Source organism: Desulfosarcina cetonica JCM 12296, assembly GCF_001311845.1.
GTDB lineage: Bacteria > Desulfobacterota > Desulfobacteria > Desulfobacterales > Desulfosarcinaceae > Desulfosarcina > Desulfosarcina cetonica.
Genome location: NZ_BBCC01000137.1, coordinates 1 through 17,769 on the forward strand (window position 1 = coordinate 1; position 17,769 = coordinate 17,769).

18 protein-coding genes and 1 pseudogene are annotated in these 17,769 nt (G+C 55.7%); 13 read left to right on the forward strand and 6 right to left on the reverse strand.

Translation table 11 applies throughout. The annotated features are described in order from the left end of the window. The coding region (locus JCM12296_RS23915; RefSeq protein ID WP_157067849.1) for a hypothetical protein at positions 1-483 on the reverse strand (483 nt) is incomplete at its 3' end. 647 nt (positions 484-1,130) lie between these two features. Here JCM12296_RS23915 and JCM12296_RS23920 point away from each other — a divergent pair. After that, the gene (locus tag JCM12296_RS23920) at positions 1,131-1,883 is read left to right on the forward strand and encodes a hypothetical protein (RefSeq protein ID WP_054698736.1); all 753 of its coding nucleotides are present in this window, start codon (positions 1,131-1,133) and stop codon (positions 1,881-1,883) included. A gap of 444 nt (positions 1,884-2,327) precedes the next feature. Here the strand turns inward: JCM12296_RS23920 and JCM12296_RS23925 are convergent, their stop codons facing one another. Continuing rightward, positions 2,328-3,197 (reverse strand): alpha/beta fold hydrolase, encoded by an 870-nt coding sequence (locus JCM12296_RS23925; protein ID WP_054698738.1) that lies wholly within the window; start codon positions 3,195-3,197, stop codon positions 2,328-2,330. Between the two features lie 169 nt (positions 3,198-3,366). Between JCM12296_RS23925 and JCM12296_RS23930 the strand changes: the two genes are divergently transcribed. From JCM12296_RS23930 to JCM12296_RS23945, 4 genes are all read left to right on the forward strand, one after another. Next, a complete protein-coding gene (locus JCM12296_RS23930) occupies positions 3,367-4,230 on the forward strand; it encodes a phosphate/phosphite/phosphonate ABC transporter substrate-binding protein (RefSeq protein ID WP_054698739.1) in 864 nt (287 codons plus the stop codon). 86 nt (positions 4,231-4,316) lie between these two features. Continuing rightward, positions 4,317-5,828, forward strand: coding sequence for a histidine kinase (locus JCM12296_RS23935; RefSeq protein ID WP_172684064.1), 1,512 nt, complete (start codon positions 4,317-4,319; stop codon positions 5,826-5,828). Next, positions 5,822-6,454, forward strand: a complete 633-nt coding sequence (locus JCM12296_RS23940; protein ID WP_054698743.1) for a response regulator — start codon at positions 5,822-5,824, stop codon at positions 6,452-6,454. The genes JCM12296_RS23935 and JCM12296_RS23940 overlap by 7 nt, the downstream gene beginning before the upstream one ends. A 484-nt stretch (positions 6,455-6,938) precedes the next feature. Further along, positions 6,939-7,304 (forward strand): hypothetical protein, encoded by a 366-nt coding sequence (locus JCM12296_RS23945; protein ID WP_054698745.1) that lies wholly within the window; start codon positions 6,939-6,941, stop codon positions 7,302-7,304. A 129-nt stretch (positions 7,305-7,433) separates the two neighbouring features. On the opposite strand, the gene JCM12296_RS23950 is transcribed toward JCM12296_RS23945, so the two are convergent. Continuing rightward, complete coding sequence (locus tag JCM12296_RS23950; RefSeq protein WP_054698747.1) at positions 7,434-7,862, reverse strand: hypothetical protein; 429 nt, start codon at positions 7,860-7,862, stop codon at positions 7,434-7,436. 62 nt (positions 7,863-7,924) lie between these two features. Between JCM12296_RS23950 and JCM12296_RS23955 the strand changes: the two genes are divergently transcribed. Beyond that, positions 7,925-8,344 (forward strand): hypothetical protein, encoded by a 420-nt coding sequence (locus tag JCM12296_RS23955; RefSeq protein WP_054698749.1) that lies wholly within the window; start codon positions 7,925-7,927, stop codon positions 8,342-8,344. A gap of 203 nt (positions 8,345-8,547) precedes the next feature. Here JCM12296_RS23955 and JCM12296_RS23960 read toward each other — a convergent pair whose 3' ends face one another. The 3 genes from JCM12296_RS23960 to JCM12296_RS23970 form a co-directional block, all read right to left on the reverse strand. Further along, positions 8,548-9,168, reverse strand: coding sequence for a hypothetical protein (locus JCM12296_RS23960; protein ID WP_054698752.1), 621 nt, complete (start codon positions 9,166-9,168; stop codon positions 8,548-8,550). Between the two features lie 195 nt (positions 9,169-9,363). Next, positions 9,364-9,861 carry a CPBP family intramembrane glutamic endopeptidase gene (locus JCM12296_RS23965; protein WP_054698754.1) on the reverse strand — a complete coding sequence of 166 codons (498 nt, stop codon included), beginning with the start codon at positions 9,859-9,861 and terminating at the stop codon, positions 9,364-9,366. Between the two features lie 150 nt (positions 9,862-10,011). Further along, positions 10,012-11,472: a hypothetical protein gene (locus JCM12296_RS23970; RefSeq protein ID WP_054698756.1), complete on the reverse strand. Its 1,461-nt coding sequence runs from the start codon at positions 11,470-11,472 to the stop codon at positions 10,012-10,014. 145 nt (positions 11,473-11,617) lie between these two features. On the opposite strand from JCM12296_RS23970, the gene JCM12296_RS23975 reads away from it, so the two are divergent. From JCM12296_RS23975 to JCM12296_RS23990, 7 genes and pseudogenes are all read left to right on the forward strand, one after another. Beyond that, on the forward strand, positions 11,618-12,904 hold the full coding sequence (locus tag JCM12296_RS23975) for a thiolase family protein (protein ID WP_054698758.1): 1,287 nt from the start codon (positions 11,618-11,620) through the stop codon (positions 12,902-12,904). A 108-nt stretch (positions 12,905-13,012) separates the two neighbouring features. Further along, entirely contained in the window at positions 13,013-13,168 is a 156-nt protein-coding gene (locus JCM12296_RS40200) for a hypothetical protein (RefSeq protein ID WP_172684065.1), read from the forward strand. Positions 13,169-13,479: 311 nt separating this feature from the next. Then, positions 13,480-14,508 carry an AI-2E family transporter gene (locus JCM12296_RS23980; protein WP_246804802.1) on the forward strand — a complete coding sequence of 343 codons (1,029 nt, stop codon included), beginning with the start codon at positions 13,480-13,482 and terminating at the stop codon, positions 14,506-14,508. Between the two features lie 239 nt (positions 14,509-14,747). Next, positions 14,748-15,952, forward strand: a pseudogene (locus JCM12296_RS51545) (DNA gyrase subunit A); the annotation flags it as partial. Positions 15,953-16,105: 153 nt separating this feature from the next. Continuing rightward, entirely contained in the window at positions 16,106-16,360 is a 255-nt protein-coding gene (locus JCM12296_RS51550; RefSeq protein WP_306304116.1) for a DNA gyrase C-terminal beta-propeller domain-containing protein, read from the forward strand. Beyond that, entirely contained in the window at positions 16,294-17,112 is an 819-nt protein-coding gene (locus tag JCM12296_RS51555; RefSeq protein WP_306304115.1) for a DNA gyrase C-terminal beta-propeller domain-containing protein, read from the forward strand. The genes JCM12296_RS51550 and JCM12296_RS51555 overlap by 67 nt, the downstream gene beginning before the upstream one ends. Further along, positions 17,109-17,769 (forward strand): NAD(P)H-dependent glycerol-3-phosphate dehydrogenase (locus JCM12296_RS23990; protein WP_246804803.1); only part of this gene is annotated, 661 nt, incomplete at its 3' end. The genes JCM12296_RS51555 and JCM12296_RS23990, both read left to right, overlap by 4 nt.

Sequence of the window (17,769 nt, forward strand, 5' to 3'; positions counted from 1 at the left end):
ATCAAATGTAAAATTCTGGTTGGATTCTACTACCGATGCAATGAAATATATGTTCCCATCGTTTATCGATCCATCTCCCAACCATTGCTGGTCGAAGATGAAATCTCCCAGAAAAAACATTGTGCAATCCCCAATCGGCCTGAGAACATAACCAAAAGGGTTCAAATTCGAACTGCGAATATGAACCGGGCCGTCTTGAGCACGAAAAACTATCGTCGAACCGTTAGTCTGGGGAAAATGGTATGTTCTGCCTTCATCGAAATATTGCCCCGAGGACACGTAGACAATGTGCTTGCCTCCGTCGTTAATTGAATTCCAGGCTTTTCCAATTGTTTTCCAAGCATGACTATCATCGGCTGATGTTCCATCGTTTCCGTCATCTCCGATGGTATTGACGTAAAATACATCTGCGAATCCAAGTGAAGGAATAAAGAATGATAAGATCGTTAAAGCCAGGAATACGCTGCTCAAAAAGGGTTTCATGGCATCTTCCTTCTCTGACAATGACTTCCAGAATAATTTTAAGTGATGGTTTACCGATCGATCTCCGTTCCTCGGTGTGCGAAGTACCAGTTGGAGGACGCCTCCAGACCATTGTATTTTGAAACGCCCAGTTTGGGAATGAGGATATAGCTCCGCACCCTGGATCACAAAACCAGTTCCGTGCTAACATCGAAAGAAACGCTAATTAGCTACCCAATGTTAGCGTGGAATTAAGTGTGGAAAGATTTTCTTCTTGCTGAAGTTTCTATTGAAAGTCTAACTTGACATGCGTTGGTAGGTTTTATGGGGAGTTTGCATAGTGTTCCTCGTTGGATCCTGAGGAAAAGTCAGTTTTTCTCAACTCGAAGACTGGCAAGCTTTTTTCGAGCGCATCACGTTTGGTTTTCTATCATAGTTCTAACAAAACGCTAATTCGTCCCTAATTTTTTTAAGCCACACAATACAAAACGACAAGCGCTGATCAGGGAACGTTTCCAGACCAGCGAACATATATAAAATAAATGTGGGGTACTTTGCTGACTCGGTCGAGTACCAGAAAGCCCGGTTCCGCGGAATTAACTTTTAATAACGCATGGAAGCGGACTGTTGTTTTTGGGCCCGGCTTTACAAGGATGGAGGGCTCAAAAATGAAAGGCATGAGGTTGTTTTTAAGAACCACAGTTCCGCTCTTCTTATCGGGTCTTCTCTTTTTAGCCGGCGAAATGAATGCGGCGGCTGATCTGATCGGCATTACACCCTATAATCCGAGCGTAACGGTTTTCGGTGTTGATGTCGACTACGATGCAAGATATGTTAGACAACTGAAAGCCTACCAGGGAGAGTTCACAATTTCAGGCGGCTATGCTGCCCTTATAACAATCCCAGGGGATTTATACACCACCTTAAACTTCACCTATACCTTGGATGCCGAACTGCTGATCGATAAGAGAAACAATATCTCCATCGATAGCGGCAGCCTGACCGTCACGGCGACCATAGACGACCCGGATTATACCGACCTTCTTGACGCCATGGTTCCCGGTCGTACTTCCACGGGGACGCTGGTGGCCAGCACTGAACTGGTGGACTTCGGCTGGGGCGGCTGGGGCCCGGTCGGTACTTTCGAGTTCATTTTCGAAAACAACGTTTTCCCCGACTGGTTCGGCAGCGAGTTCGATGGCTATGCCTACGTGCTGGTACCGATTTTTAATCTCTCCATGCTGTGCATCGGCGATTGGGACTCCGAATTCGGCATGAGCGCTCTTTTTAAATCCGACTGGACGGCGAAATCCAGTGTGACTACCTGGGTCCCAATTCCAGCAAGCATCCTGCTGCTTGGCTCCGGCATCGGCGTGCTCGGGATCAGAACCCACCGGAACCGTAAAGGAAAACAGCAATAATCGAATGCTGCGCCAGTTCCGGGTGCTGAGAAGATCAACATAATCGGAAGAAACGCGAATCGACGGTCCACCGTTTATCGTGTTCTCCGCAGATTGAAAGATGGTTCGCGACGGTCTGTATACCGTGGCGGGCCATCTCTGGTCTATATTATCCGCCGGCCCGGCTTCGGCGATAGAACCTTCATGGTCGCCAGGCCGCGCATCGCCGCGAAGTATAACGTCATTTCCTGCCGGACAGTAGCAAATGGACTGAGATCCTTTAAAATAAAGATGATGGGCCGTGTAATGGATAGAATGCGCCTTCCCTTACCCTCCAAAGCAGACCGTCGGTATTGATATCCTTCCCTCCTATGCCGTTGCTTTCCCGCCCGATGGCAAGTTCGAGTCCTTTGGCTGTCAAATTCTCACCATTGATACCATTGCGATAAAAATGTTTTCTGCATATCACCCGCCAGCCAACGTCCCGGAAAATTCACGAATGATCTGGAGGATTTTAGCAGACTTCTCCATGGGAACCAGGTGCCCGGCACCGGGGACACGCTGATAGCGGCAGTCTGGGAATCGAGTTGCCGCCGCGGGCAAATCGATAAACTGCCGATTCTCGCTCTCCGCGCCTTCGATGACCAGTACGGGACATTGGATGTGGGGAATCAAGGGCCAGGGATCGTTGGACATGCCGCCCATGTAGATGGCGGCTTCGTTGGGCGGTGAACAGGCCAGCTCAAGGCCGAAATCGTCATTGGTCTTCGTGCCATGTTCGATATAAAGGTCGAGAAACGCCTTTTCCCAGCGGGCAAACAGCGGTTTTGTTCTGAGATAGGTCTTCATTTCGGCGGCATCCGCCCATCGATTGCGCCGTTTTAAGGATTTGGCGGCCAGGGGATGGTCCTCGGGGGTGATGGCCTGCCGATAGTAGTCTTCGGGAAAGAAGATCGGCTCGATCAAGATCAATCCGGCAGCATCCAAGCCATACCTGGACTGGGCCAGGGTGACCACCGTCGCCCCCATGGAGTGGCCGATGAGAACCGGCCGTTCGATGGCCAGGGCGCTTAACAGATTGGCGAGATCCCTGGCCAGAACCATCCAATCCAGCCCTCCCTTGTAAGGGTCGGTTTGCCGGTGGTCGCAGAAGTAGGGGGCGATGACCCGGTACTCAGGCGCAAGGCGGCTGGCGATGGGGTGCCAGAGCCAGGGCAGGAACCCGGTGGCATGCAAAAGCACGATGGTTGAATGGCTGTCACCCTCATAGGCAAGATATTGAATGCTGATATCCTCGATGGTCTGAGACGAAACCGGCGGTAAATGGTCGTTCATCCTCACCTCCTGATGTTTTTCGATAGCGACTGCCGTGCTCAACCTGAAAGTGATGCGCATGCATGGGGCGTCCGGGATCATTGCACGATATCCGATTTTTTTGTAGATGTCTTAGACGGATTTTTCAAATAGTGGGAGAAACGATAGATGATGAATAACAAGACGCGGATTGTCGTGGGGACTGTTCTGCCTGTTGACCGTGCTGGCCATGCCGATTTTTGCCCAAGAGCCGGTTCCTTCCCCGCTGGCCATTGCCATTTTCCCCTGTACGGATGTGGTGAGTAGCTTTAAGAAATTTTATCCGTTGATTACCTATCTCAACCAAACCACTCACCTGAATATCCACCTGATGCTTCACCAAGACCCTGCCAACTACGAACGGGCCATAAAAAATGGCGAGTTGGATTTTGTTCTGCAAGATCCCCATGGATATGTGCGATCGGCCCATTTGTACAATCGGCATAGTCTTCTGCGTAGCTTGACAATGGATGGGAAAACGAGCCAATGCGGGGTTGTCGTGGTCAGGAAGGACGGGGGGATCCATTCGATTCAGGACTTGAAACAGAAAACGGTGATGTTTGGCCCGACGGTGTCGTCCGCCCGATGGATCGCGGCCCGATCGCTATTGAAAGCAAACGGCATCCATATCGAAAGCGACCTGGGCGGATATTCTAATGGCGCTTGCTGTGAGGATATTGCCTTCAATGTTTATATGCATGCCGTGGATGCCGGCGTGGTGTGTGACCATTTCCTGGCGGAACATCATCTTAAACAGCGCGAATTGGGGGTGGATGCGGACCAGCTGATGATGATCGGCATAACGCAACAGGTCCCCACCAAAGTTCTGGCGGCGGCCAAGCATGTTGACCCGCTGGTGGTCGCGTCTGTCAACCAGGCCCTCTTGCATCTGGATCCGAACCTGCCGGAGCATCGGCAAATATTGAACCAGGCCGAGCTTGGCGGTTTCCAGGAGACCGATGACATGGCCCTTGCCGATATCAAAAAAATGCTGGACGCCATCGCCGAAGAGTAACCTTTTCTTCCCGAATCGTTATATCTTTCAGAATCGTTATAATCAGATAACGCCTTTCGTCTGACCAGGGAACGTATATGCACTTTATGCGCAAACCATTCATGTTCGGGTTGCGATTCAAGCTGACCCTCCTGATCGAGGGAATGATCGTGCTGCTTGTTCTTGTTACCGGGGTTATTACGACCTTTCGGGAGAAGAAGGCGCTGGAGGTCGAACTGCACAAAAGAGGCTTGGCCCTGGCGTCGGATCTGGCCCAGTTCACCACGCGCCCGCTGCTGAGCCGGGATTTGCCGACCCTGCGCCGATTCGTCAATCATTCAACGGCGCAGGAATACGTGCGTTATGTCATGGTCGTCGATCCCCAGGGACGCGTGGTGATGCACAGCGATCTGGCGGAGGTGGGCAAGCGCCTGGACGACCTTTCCCTGGGGGTTGGCGCATGCCCCGGCGGCTATCGCCGCGTGTCCACCCATCTTCCCGAACCAAAGGAAATGCACTGTGACTTGGCGGTCCCCATAACGGTTGAAACGGCGCGCCTGGGAACCATCCGGCTGGGGTATTCGTATATGGCCGTCGAGAAGGAAATTGACCTGGCCCGGCGTCAGATTGTGCTCATCGGTGTCGTGACGATCCTGATCGGCGGCGTTATCGCCTATTCTCTGGCCTCGTTTATTGCCGCGCCGATCAAGCGAATGATCGCGGCCACGGAGGCGGTTGCCGATGGAAATCTGAAGCCCTACCTGTTTGTTGACCGAAACGATGAAGTCGGACTCCTTTCCAGCTCATTCAATAAGATGGCCGCGGAGTTGGAAAAACACCGCCTGCATCTCGAAAACCTGGTGCGGGATCGAACCGTCGAACTTGAGACCACCAATGGGAAGCTGAAACAGGAAATCGTGGAACGCGAATTGACTCAGGAGAAGTTGATGCAATCCCGCGAACGCTTACGGGATCTGGCACTTCATTTGCAGTCCATCCGCGAGGAAGAGGCCAAACGGATTGCACGGGAAATCCACGATGAGCTGGGACAGACGCTGACTGCCATCAAATTCGACCTGCATTGGCTGGATTCCAAGTTGTCCATGGATCCCGGGTTGCTTCATGAAAAAATACAAAAAATGTCAGGCCTGATCGATGCGACGGCAAAAACGGTACGCCGCATCGCTTCGGAACTTCGGCCGGGTATCTTGGACGATTTCGGCCTGTCAGCCGCCATGGAGTGGCAGGCCCGGGAATTCGCCGATCGCGTCGGAATTGCCTGCGCGTTCACCGCCGAGCCGGAGACGATCGTGTTGGACCCCAAACGGTCCGTGGCGGTTTTTCGGATTTTCCAGGAGGCCCTTACCAATGTCGCCCGTCATGCCCGGGCAACCGCCGTTACCATTGATTTGACGGAAACGGAAACAACGCTGGAATTGGTCGTCCGCGACAATGGCATCGGCATATCCGAGGAACAAATCCTCACATCCCGGTCATTTGGCGTTATTGGCATGCACGAACGCGTCAACCATTTGAATGGCACCTTCAGTATCCATGGTGCACCCCGGACGGGGACCACGGTTAAGGTCCGTATCCCAAAGGAGAAGAGATCATGTTAAAGATTCTTGTCGCCGATGATCACGCGATTGTCAGGGAGGGGTTGAAGCAGATCCTTTCCGAATCCGCCGATATGAGGGTGGCTGGTGAGGCGGCCAGCGGTTGGCAAGTGCTGGAAATGAGTCGCCAAAAACGTTGGGACATGATTTTGCTGGATATCACCATGCCGGGAGGAAACGGTCTGGAAACATTGAAACAGCTGAAAAAGGAAAAACCCCATCTCCCGGTGCTGATGCTCAGCATGCATCCCGAAGAACAATATGCCATTCGCAGCATCAAAGCGGGTGTGGCCGGTTACCTGACCAAGGAAAGTGCGCCCCAGGAACTGGTCAAGGCCATTCGCAAGGTGGCTCGGGGCGGGCGCTATATCAGTTCTTCCCTTTCGGAAAAAATGGCGGTCTATCTGCAAGACGATTCTGAAAAATCACCACATGAACGCCTTTCCGACCGTGAGTACCAGGTAGCCCGAATGATTGCTGACGGAAAGACCGTGACCCAGATTGCCGATGAACTCTGCCTCAGCGTAAAAACCATCAGCACCAACCGCACCCGTGCCCTGAGAAAAATGGGAATGCATACCAACGCCGAAATAACCACCCATTTCATCAAGCACGGGCTGGCCGACTGACCGATTACCTCCGACGGCTACCATTGATGACGACCGATAGCGGGAACGCCGTTATCGGTCGTCTCGTTTTGTCATCCCGTCGCTTTCCCGCTGTTTGTTTACTCCCGTTTTGATCGAAAACCCGCCAGGCTTGTCTTATCCCTTCGATTGCTTCTCCTCATCCATGCCGGCCCTCATCAGCATTCCATGCATTCAATCACGGCAGCGTGTTGCGGGGGCTCACGATACAGGCCTTCTATCGCAATAAGCAGCGTCGATGCCCTTGTAGGACAAAAACCGACAAAAAACGGTCGAAGATCCTACCAAAGGAATGGGGCTCGTCTGATTTACGGTAGAAATCCAATATATTAAAAATGATCATATCCTGCATTTGCCAATCCGGCAGGAAGAAGGGAGGGGATCACAACCGTTCGGGAACCAAGCGATTTGTCTTCAGATTGAGCTTAGAACAAAAAACCATTAAACAAGCAAAGAGAGGTTTGATATGGCATCGATGGTGAGAAAAAGTCTGGTTTTGTTTTTTGTGATGGTTTGTAGTGTGAGTTTGGCAATGGCCGCCGATCAGATCCGTGATAAGGACCAAAAACGTGACGGCTCCTGCCTTCTCCCGGAAGATGGTGCGGTCGAATCCCACGGCAGCCTGATTCTGGCGAAAGATCAGATCCGTGATAAGGACCAAAAACGTGACGGCTCCTGCCTTCTTCCGGAGGATGGCGCGGTCGAATCCCACGGCGGCCTGACCCTGGCCTACGGTGATGAAACCAACGGTAAGGGCGACGGCATTCGTGATCGCGACGGCTCTTGCATGGATCCTGTGACTGAATCCCACGGCCTTTTAATCTTCTCTTGAGATCGCGATCTGCATTTAACTGACAAATCAGAATGAATTGTTCTTTCGTGGCCTCCAAGGAAATGTTCCTTGGAGGCCTTTTCTTATATCGGAAAAATGCCAGTACCAGGGAATACCAAGACGGTTGTTTTACTGCGTGCGTTCGCTCTGCGGGCGTTCGTAGGCATCCACCACGGCCTGCCAGGCTTGCCGATAGGCGGCCAGGGCATCACCGATCCAAGGGATGGCTTTCTCGGCGATGGCGTCATAGCGTCGCCGGTCCATGGGATTGACGTTTTCATGGCGAATGGCCTTGAGGTAGGCCAGGGTTTCCAGAGCAAAAACCATGCGTCGGGCTCTTTCCGGGGTGGGCGGGCGATAGCGGTAGCTGGAACGGATTTTTTCCACCTTTTTCGGATCCGGCGGCAGCAGGGAGAGAATATCGCCGCAACCGGTGCACAGGCTTTGATGGGCGGCCTTGAGACGTTCCAACAGGGGCTTGAGGTCCTTACGACTGCGGGCGGCCATGTCCGCCACCTGACGAATTTCACCGGGCAGGGGGCGTTTATGGTACTCCACATCGGTCTGAAAAAACGGGCCAGCGAAAGGTTGGCTGTCCCTTTGAGGCGGCTGCCTTCGATTTGTCGGCGAACATCGGAAAAGCGAAGGCAGTCGGTGGCGCCGACATAGAGCATCTTATCCAGCAACAGGTCGTTGAGAATTGCCGAGGAAGATATTTCCGGCTTGTTCAGCCGTTTCTCAAGGGGCCCGCAGGTGCGCTCCAGGCAATCGTTCATCAAGGCTCGCAGGTAGAGCGGCCCCTTGATGCGCAGACGCGCCGAGCGCCGTTTGAGCAGCTTGAATCCCCGGTAAATGCCATACATCAACCAGGCGATGATGATGAGCGGCAGTACCGGACCATATTGGCCCAGTCGCGCCATGGCCCCGGTTTGCTCCAAGGTGGTATAGACCACAATGACCAGAACCAGACCGCAGAAAAGGGTTGCGGCAACCGGGTTGACGGAAAACCCCTCTTCGTTGATCAAACGGTCTGGCGTTAACCGCCGCAGGCGGCGTTTCCACGACGAAATCCCCATGGCGCGGGTGGTATTCGGTTTCACGGCTTTCCGGCGCGTTTAGTTGGACGGGGGTAGAATCTTAAGATTCTCGCGTTCCTTGCCGGGCTCGTGGTGGGGAGCGGGGAGCATCTGCTTCTGGCTGACCAATTTTCCGTTTTTGTCGATCACGGTGTCATCCTCCATGATCAGGAACCCCAACTTCTCCATGACATCGTTGCGGTAGCGGTATTCGTGCTCCATGTGTTTCTTGCTGAGCTTGTAGTTGCTGACGATCCAGGCAACCCCGAAAATGAGCCGGCGGCCAGCAAGACGCCGCAGGCGATCAGGCTGTAGGTGACCATCTTCTCTCCGGCATTGAAGATGAAGAGAAAGATGGCGTCCAATTTGTAAAACAGCACGCCGCTGGCCACCAGGGCGAACAGTACCGGCAGAAAAGGGACCTTTTTTATGTGGGTCAGGAACAAGTTGAATTGGAAGAGTTTGGAACGGCTTTCCTCTCCTTCGCCACCGCTGATCCCGTCCTCGCCGGTGGCCTGGCTGGCCCCGAAGATAAACTGGTTGAAAGCCAGAATGAAAACCCCCAACAAAAAGGTGATGGCCACCGGTGTGATGAAGGAGACATAAAAGTAGAACTTCCAGGGGAACGGTCCTTTTTCCGGGCTCAGATGGCCCAGAAAACTCACCAGAAAAATCAAGATTTCAACGGCGATGATGAACCACAGATAATTGATGAAAAAGCTTTTGAGCTCCACCCCGTCGAACAAGGTGGCCAGTCCGCTATGTTTTTCTTTTTTTTCGGCACTCATGGATAATCACTGTTTGGTTTGGGTCCGACACCCGTGATGGCGGGCGCCATGGTTCAGGGGGCGAAAAGGCAAATTTTTACGAATTCACCATTCTTTATAGTTTTATATTGAAGCCAAATCTATAAAAAGCCTTGGGAACTGTCAAGTTACGAAATGTTTTAGGGCATTTTGAGCATACACCCCATGATTCGCCCGTCAACACATCGACAAGGTGAAAATCGCCAGGTTGCCCAACCCATGGATGACGATGGGCGTGATCAGGCTTCCGCTGGCCTGGTAGGCAATGGCAAACACCACCCCGCCGATGATTTGGGTGACCGGCAGGGCGGGGCCGACATGAAAGGCCGCAAACAGGGCCGTGGAGATCAGTACGGCCGTTGCCTTCCCCCAACGGCGCAGGTACCCATAGATCACGCCCCGGAAGACGATCTCCTCGGCGACCGGCGCGACCATTCCACCGGCCATGAAAAACAATGCCCGCTGATACGGACTTTCCGGCAACGGCGACCGAATCAGCTGCAGGGGGTGCTGACCGGCGGCCAAAAGGGCGATGAACAGCAAGCCCGCGGCCAGGGCGAAACCCGCCGATCCAATCAACCCTTTCATCAAGCCCGGCAGAAGGGCGTCCCTTCCCAGGCCAAGGGTCGCCAGGCCCGCCGGCTGCCTTTCCGCCAGGCTGCCCAGGACAATCACCTGTAGCGTCCGGGTGATGATGATCAGCCCGATGGGGGGATGTCAACGTGACCGCTGGCCAGGCCGGCAACGATTTCCAGGAGCGTGACGGCCGCCAGCGAGGCGATCAGAAAAGATGTCGAGATCGGGGTTGAACCCATCCCAGGCTCCTCAAGGCGCGGTAGGCGTACATTTGGATGTACCAGCGGGGGTCGGTGTTGATCCGCCGGATGAGGTGCGGGATAGCCGCCCGATTCCGGCGCTGGCCCATGGCCCACAGGGCCTGGCAAACAACAATGGGGGAAGGATCCTGGCCAGGGTCTGAAGCATGACCCTTGCCTGGGGATGGTGGGCATCGGCCAGACTTTTGGCCAGCCAGTAACGCTCGGCGACATCCAGGCTGGTCGACAGGCCGGCCTGGCGCGCCGCCATGGAAATATCCAAATGCTGCTGGCAGGCCCGGCGCAGGGCCGCGATACGGGTATAACGGGTTGATGCTGCGACCAGCGCGACCGCCGGATCCAGGGCGGTATCCATGGCCGCGCGGCTCCGATAGACCGGAATCGCCAGCGTGATGCCCAGAATGACGCAGAGCAGGGCGGCAATGCCTTGGGCCACGGATATATTCAACCCGAGGTGGAAAAGGGCGCTGAGCAAACAGAACGTCATGCTGAAAATCAATAACGGAAACCCGATGGTTAAGCCGACCAGGGCCGCCAGACGAAACATGTGGTTGCGGTCCAGCCGCTCAGCATAAGCGCTGAGCGTCTTTCCCGGTTGGGTCAGCAAGGTGTCGGCGGAGACCGCCAAAATACGGCGGTGTTTGTACGCCAGGGTCAGCTTTTCGTTCGTCTTGTTTTCGGCGATGATCAGGTCGGCGGGAAAACCGGCGGTGACCGGCAGCCAGTCATGGCGGCGCACGGTCTGCTCGATGGGAGCGATCCGGGACCGATCGATGGTGGTGTCCAGCACACAGGTGCGGAGCTGTTTCTGGGACAGGGATTGAAAGGCCCCAGCCGGAAAGAGGGTGTATCGGTAGTAGACGTCGACGATTCGGCGTCCGGTCGTGTGGGGCAGCAACAGATGATCGCGGATATTGGTGAAGATGTTTGCATCCAGCACCGGGGACCAGAAAAGAACCAGCATCACGACGGCGGACACCGGCCAGAGAACACCTGCCGGTGAAACCAGGGTCGTACGGTCGGGCAGAAGAAGGATCGCGGCAACACCGGTGACCAGCGGCACCACCGTCAGGTAGGTGGTGGCGGCCAGATTGAAACCGTTGTTGTTGATTTGATAGAAAAAGAATATCCAGGCCATCAGGCCGCCGATGGTCGCGTATCGGCGGCGCCGGAAGATCCGATCCCACAGCCAGGTGGCGACCAGGGTCATCAGCGCAAGGCCGGCACCGATGCTCAAGGTAAAGAAGGCGCCGCCGGCCATGGCGATGTCCCAGCTGTCCAAATGTCCCGTCGTGCCGGCATTGGGTACGGCCAGGTAACCGTTACGCGCGATCGTTTCGGTGGCTTGCATAAGGTCCCCATCGGCGATGTGGACATGGGCGGTGGCAACGATTTGGGCGCTCAAGAGGCCGACGAAAAGAACCGTTATGGCATAAAAGCGGTGTTTCATTTCCTGTTGGACACCCTAACGGGGTTTGTGGTAATGACTTGGGGCGTTTAGTTTATTGCGGGAACCTGATTTCGAACATATAGAACCGTCTGGCTTTTTTCCTATCAGCTGTGATGCCAAGAATCAACAACAGGAGGAGTGCAGGATGAGAGAGGTTGTTATTGTCAGTGGCGCAAGAACCGCAGTGGGTTCTTTCGGAGGGTGCTTGAAGGATGTTCCGGTGGTGGAACTGGGTGCGACCGTCATGCACGCCACCTTGAAGAATGCGGGTCTGCGGCCCCAAGCCAGCCAGGATCTGCTGGCCGCCGGACCGGATGCGCTGAAAGACCAGGGCCTGGTCGAACTCGAAAAGAAAGCCATGGACTGGGACGCCAGCCTGCCGGCGGTCAATATCGATGAAGTCATCATGGGCAACGTGCTGCAGGCCGGCCAGGGCCAGAATCCGGCCCGTCAGGCCATGGTGCGCGGCGGCTTGCCCAAGGAGACACCGGCTTTTTCCATCAACAAGGTCTGCGGTAGCGGACTCAAGGCCATTGCCCTGGGGGCTTCGGCGATCATGACCGGGGAATCCGATGTGATCATGGCCGGTGGCATGGAAAACATGAGCCAGGCGCCCATGGCCCTGCCCAAGGCCCGTTGGGGGCATCGCATGGAATTGACCGGCAAGGGCGATATCTACGACCTGATGGTTTTCGACGGTCTTTACGAAATTTTTTACGGTTATCACATGGGTATGACCGCCGAGAATATCGCCAAGCTCTATAACATCAGCCGCCAGGAGCAGGATGAACTGGGCGTGCTCAGCCATAACCGTGCGCGCACCGCGATCAAGGAAGGCCTGTTTGCCCAGGAGATCATTCCCGTGACGATCAAGTCGCGCAAGGGCGACATCGTCGTCGATACCGACGAGCGTCCCATGGACACCAACATGGAGAAAATGGCTAAACTGCGGCCGGCCTTCATCAAGGACGGTACGGTTACGGCCGGCAATGCGTCGGGGATCAACGACGGCGCGGCGGCGGTGTTGATGATGTCGGGCGACAAGGCCAAGGAATTGGGCCTGGAACCGATTGTCAAGATCAAGGCCTTCCGTTCCGGCGGTTTGGATCCGGCCTACATGGGCCTGGGACCGGTGCCGGCGGTGCGCAAGGTCCTGGCCGCCACGGGCATGACCATGGATGATATCGACATGATCGAGCTGAATGAAGCCTTCGCTTCCCAGGCCATCGGTTGCATGCGCGAACTGAACATCGCTACCGAAAAACCCAATGAACTGGGCAGTGGTATTTCCCTCGGCCACCCCATCGGCTGCACCGGTGCACGGCAGATGGTCAGTGGAATGAACCAGATGAAGCGCAAGGGCTATTCCACCGGCTTGATCACCATGTGTATTGGCGGTGGCATGGGGATGGCGATGATCATCGAAAGATGATTTTTTTCTTTACTTTTTCAGATGTTACTGTTAAATAACGAGGGTTTTGAATACGTATGAAAAACCCCCGTTTCAACGATGGCGCAATGGTAACAGGAGAAGGATGCGATGAATATTAGCAGAAAACTGGGGATACTGGTCTTTTGCGGCGTTCCGGCAATTATCGGCGGTGGCATCATCTACGGCATAGCCGGCAGCTATACGCCGGTCGCCGTCTATGAGATCCTGCTCTATTTCGCTGCCGGGGCCATCATCGGCAAATAGATTCCGTCGTCGATACGGCCGGCATTGATCTATCGTATCGTGTGTTCAATGCATTCCCTCTGCGCAAATGCCTTTTGTTTCGTTATCCGGGCGTTTGCGCAGATTGCGTTATGCCCCTTGGCATCGCGCAAAGACTGTTCCTGACAGACTGTCCCTGAAGGATCGCCAATGACCTGTCGGCCGGCTTGCGGTGCCAGCCCATTTTCACGCGTGCCCGGCGACCCCAGCGATGCTCCGTCGGGATTTTCGGGCCGTGGAGGGTCCATGGAGAACCGCACCTCCCAAAAAATGATCCTGTGGTTCTTTCTGGCATGCTTCCTGGTTTCCATCTCGCTGATGGGCTGGTTGCTGTCACCCTTTTTTCGATCATCGTATTGGGGGCGGTGGTGGCCGGCGCCTTTTATCCGATTTACCGGTGGATGGTCGCACACAAGACGATCCGACCCGGTGTGGCTTCGGGATTGACCTGCTGCCTGATTTTTCTGAGTTTGTTTGTGCCGATTGTCTTTTTTGTGGGGATTCTGGCCCAGGAGGCCGCCGAACTGGTCGCCCTGGCCAAAAGTCCCGCGCTTTCCAGTTTCATCACGACCCATTTTACCAATAACGCCTTGCTGGCGCGGATCAACCCGCTGTTGGCCAATTTCGGCGTCGCCATCACCGGTGCGGATCTCAACAAGGTGATTTCTGAAATCGGGCGGGCCGTGGGCCAGTTCCTTTTTGATCAGGCGGGCGCCATCGCCTCCAACACGCTGTCCTTCATCGCCAGTTTTTTTCTGATGCTGCTGGTGATTTTTTTCTTGCTCATCGATGGCCCCCGGCTGGTTCAGTTCCTGGAGGACCTGTCGCCGCTACCCGACGACCAGGATGCCCAACTGATGGGCAAATTCAGCGACATGGCCGGCGCCATCATCATTGGCAACGGCCTGTGCGGGATCATCCAGGGCACCTTCGGTGGGTTGATCTTCTGGCTTTTCGGCCTGCCCTCGGCGTTTCTGTGGGGCGTCATCATGGCCTTGCTGGCCTTTTTGCCGATCATCGGCATCGGGGCGGTCTTTGCGCCCACGGCGGTTTTTCTCTTTCTGAAAGGGCGCATCGCGACCAGTATTTTTTTTATGGTCTATTACCTTTTGCTATCCGGCGGCGTTGAATATATTCTTAAACCCAAGATCGTGGGAAAACGGGTCAAAATGCATACATTGCTGGTGTTCCTGGCCATTATCGGCGGATTGCAGCTGTTTGGCCTGTTGGGGATCATTTATGGCCCGCTGATCGCCACCGCTTTTCTTACCTTGACCGAGATTTACCATGCCAGCTACCAGCGTCTGATCGAGGACGCTTAACTCCATACGGTGTGGCCGTTCGATGGGCCTGACGTTTGCCCGCGGTCGCACCCACCCAATAAGGACCCTGCACCGAGATGAGTGATAATTTAGTCGAAGCTCCGCTAAGCCCGGAAATCAGCATCGAAACCGAGATGAAGCGCTCATACCTGGATTACGCCATGAGCGTGATTATCGGCCGGGCGCTTCCCGATGTGCGCGACGGACTCAAACCCGTCCATCGCCGCGTGCTTTACGCCATGCGGGAGCTCAAGAACGATTACAACAAACCCTACAAGAAATCGGCCCGCATCGTCGGTGACGTGATCGGTAAGTACCACCCCCACGGCGATGCGGCCGTCTATGAGACCATCGTGCGCCTGGCCCAGGATTTTTCCATGCGCTACCCCCTGGTGGATGGCCAGGCAACTTTGGTTCCATCGACGGTGACCCGGCAGCAGCCATGCGGTACACCGAGATCCGCATGCAGCGCCTGGCCCACGAAATGCTCGAGGACCTGGACAAAGAGACCGTCAACATGATCCCCAACTACGACGAGTCGCTTGAGGAACCATCGGTCCTGCCGGCCAAATTCCCGGCCCTCTTGGTCAACGGCTCGTCCGGTATCGCCGTGGGCATGGCCACCAACATTCCGCCACACAATCTTTCCGAAATCATCGAGGGCATCAAGGCCCTGATTGACACTCCCCAGATTACCAGCCGTGAACTGATGACGTTTATCCCCGGCCCGGATTTTCCCACCGGTGGGGTGATTCAAGGCCTGCAGGGCATTCGTGATGCCTACGAAACCGGTCGCGGTATCGTGCGCGTGCGGGCCGTGGTGGATGTGGAGGAAGACAAGAAGACCGGGCAGGAAACCATCGTGGTGACCGAGATTCCCTATCAGGTGAACAAGGCCCGACTGATTGAGAAGATTGCCGAGCTGATGAAGCACAAGGTGATCGAGGGACTCCGGTTCGTGCGCGACGAGTCCGACCGGCGCGGCATGCGCATCGCCATGGCCGTGAAAAAAGACCAAATGGCCGGCGTGATTATCAATCAGCTCTTCAAACACACCCAGATGGAGAGCAGCTTCGGCGTGATCCTCCTGGCCGTGGTGCGGAACCGGCCCCAGGTACTGAGCCTGAAGCAGATCCTTGAGCATTTTGTTCTGCACCGCAAGGAGATCATTGTCCGACGGACGCGCTTCGACCTGAACAAGGCCGAGGCCCGGGCCCACATCCTGGAAGGTCTCAAGATCGCCCTGGACAACCTGGACGCCGTCGTCCAGTTGATCCGCACTTCCAAAACCCCCCAGGAAGCCAAGGACCGCCTCATGGAGACCTTCAGCCTGACGGTCATTCAGGCCCAGGCCATCCTGGACATGCGTCTGCAGCGACTCACCGGTCTGGAGCGGGACAAGATCATCGCGGAATACGATGCCATCCTCAAGGATATCGCCCGTTTCAAGGAGATTCTGGGCAGTGAGCAACTGGTGTTGGGCATCATCAAGAACGAACTGGACATCCTCAAGGGGGAGTTCGGCGACGCACGGCGCACCCAGATCGTGGCCGACACCCGCGAGCTGACCATCGAGGACATGATCGCCGAAGAGGACATGGTGGTCACGATCTCCAATACCGGCTACATCAAACGCAATCCCATCACCCTGTATCAAAGCCAGCGGCGCGGCGGCCGGGGCAAGACCGCCATGAGCACCAAGGATGAGGATTACGTGACCCATCTGTTTGTGGCTTCCACGCATCACTATTTTCTTTTTTTCACCAATCTCGGCAAGGTGTACTGGTGCAAGTCTACGACATCCCCCAGGTCGGCCGCCAAAGCCGCGGTAAGGCCATCGTCAACCTGCTGAACTTCGCCGACGGTGAGCGCATGACCGCCGTCCTGGCCGTGCCGGCGTTCGAGCCGGGCCTGCACGTGCTCATGTGCACCCGTACCGCCACGGTGAAAAAGACCGATCTGATGGCCTTCAGCCGGCCACGCACCGGCGGCATCATTGCCCTGCACCTGGTCGAGGGCGACGAATTGATCGCGGTAAAGCTGTCCGACGGTACCCAGAACGTCTTTTTGGGAACGGCCATGGGCAAATCGATCCGCTTCCACGAATCGGACATCCGGGCCAGCGGCCGTACCGCCCGGGGCGTGCGCGGCATGACATTGGCCGAGGGCGACCGGGTGGTGGGCATGGAGGTGCTGCAGCACGGCGAGACGCTTTTCACCATCACCGAAAACGGCTATGGCAAGCGGACCGCCATCGACGAGTATCCGATTCACCACCGCGGCGGCAAGGGCGTGATTACCATCAAGACCAACTTGCGCAATGGTCAGGTGGTGAGTATTCTCCTGGTGAAGGACGAGGATGACCTGATGCTGGTCACCGACACCGGTAAATTGATCCGGACCCCGGTTTCCGGTACCTCGGTGATCAGCCGAAACACCCAGGGGGTCCGGCTGATCGTCATGGAATCCGAAGAACGCGTGGTCAGCGCCGCCGCCCTGGCGGAAAAAGAGGATCCCGTCAACGGCGTGGAAGATGCGGTCGATGGCATCGATCCGCCAAGCGAAGCCGATGAACCCGGCGCGGAAGAGGAGGCGCAGGAATGATAAGCAAACAGATGGATGTCAATACCACGGCCATTGGCGTGGTGGGCGCCGGCAGTTGGGGAACGGCCCTGGCCAACCTGCTGGCGTCCCAGGGCTTTCATGTGGAACATTGGGTTTACGAGGAGGATGTTCGCCAGCAGATGGCCACCGAGCGGGTCAACGAGCGGTTTCTGCCGGGAGTGAGGCTGTCCGATAACCTGCATCCTTCCGGTGATCTCGTCGCGGTCGTTTCGGACAAGGACCTGGTTTTGGTGGTCACCCCCTCCCATGTGACCCGCCAGACCATGCAGCGCTGTGGCGAGGCCATCGGTGCACAGACCGTGGTCGTCAGTGCTTCCAAGGGGATCGAGAACCAGACCCACCTGACCATGTCCGGCGTACTAAGTGAAGTGATCCCCGGTCTGTCCCGCCAGCGACTGGCCGTTCTGACCGGCCCCAGTTTCGCCAAGGAGGTGGCCCGCCAGGTGCCCACCGTGGTGACCGTGGCCTCCGGCAGCCCGGAAACGGCCGCCTATGTTCAGCAGGTTTTTGCCACGCCCTACTTCCGGGTGTACACCATCGAAGACATGATCGGCGCCGAACTGGGCGCTTCGGTGAAGAACGTCATCGCCATTGCCGCCGGCGTGATCGACGGCCTGGGGCTGGGGCTCAACACCC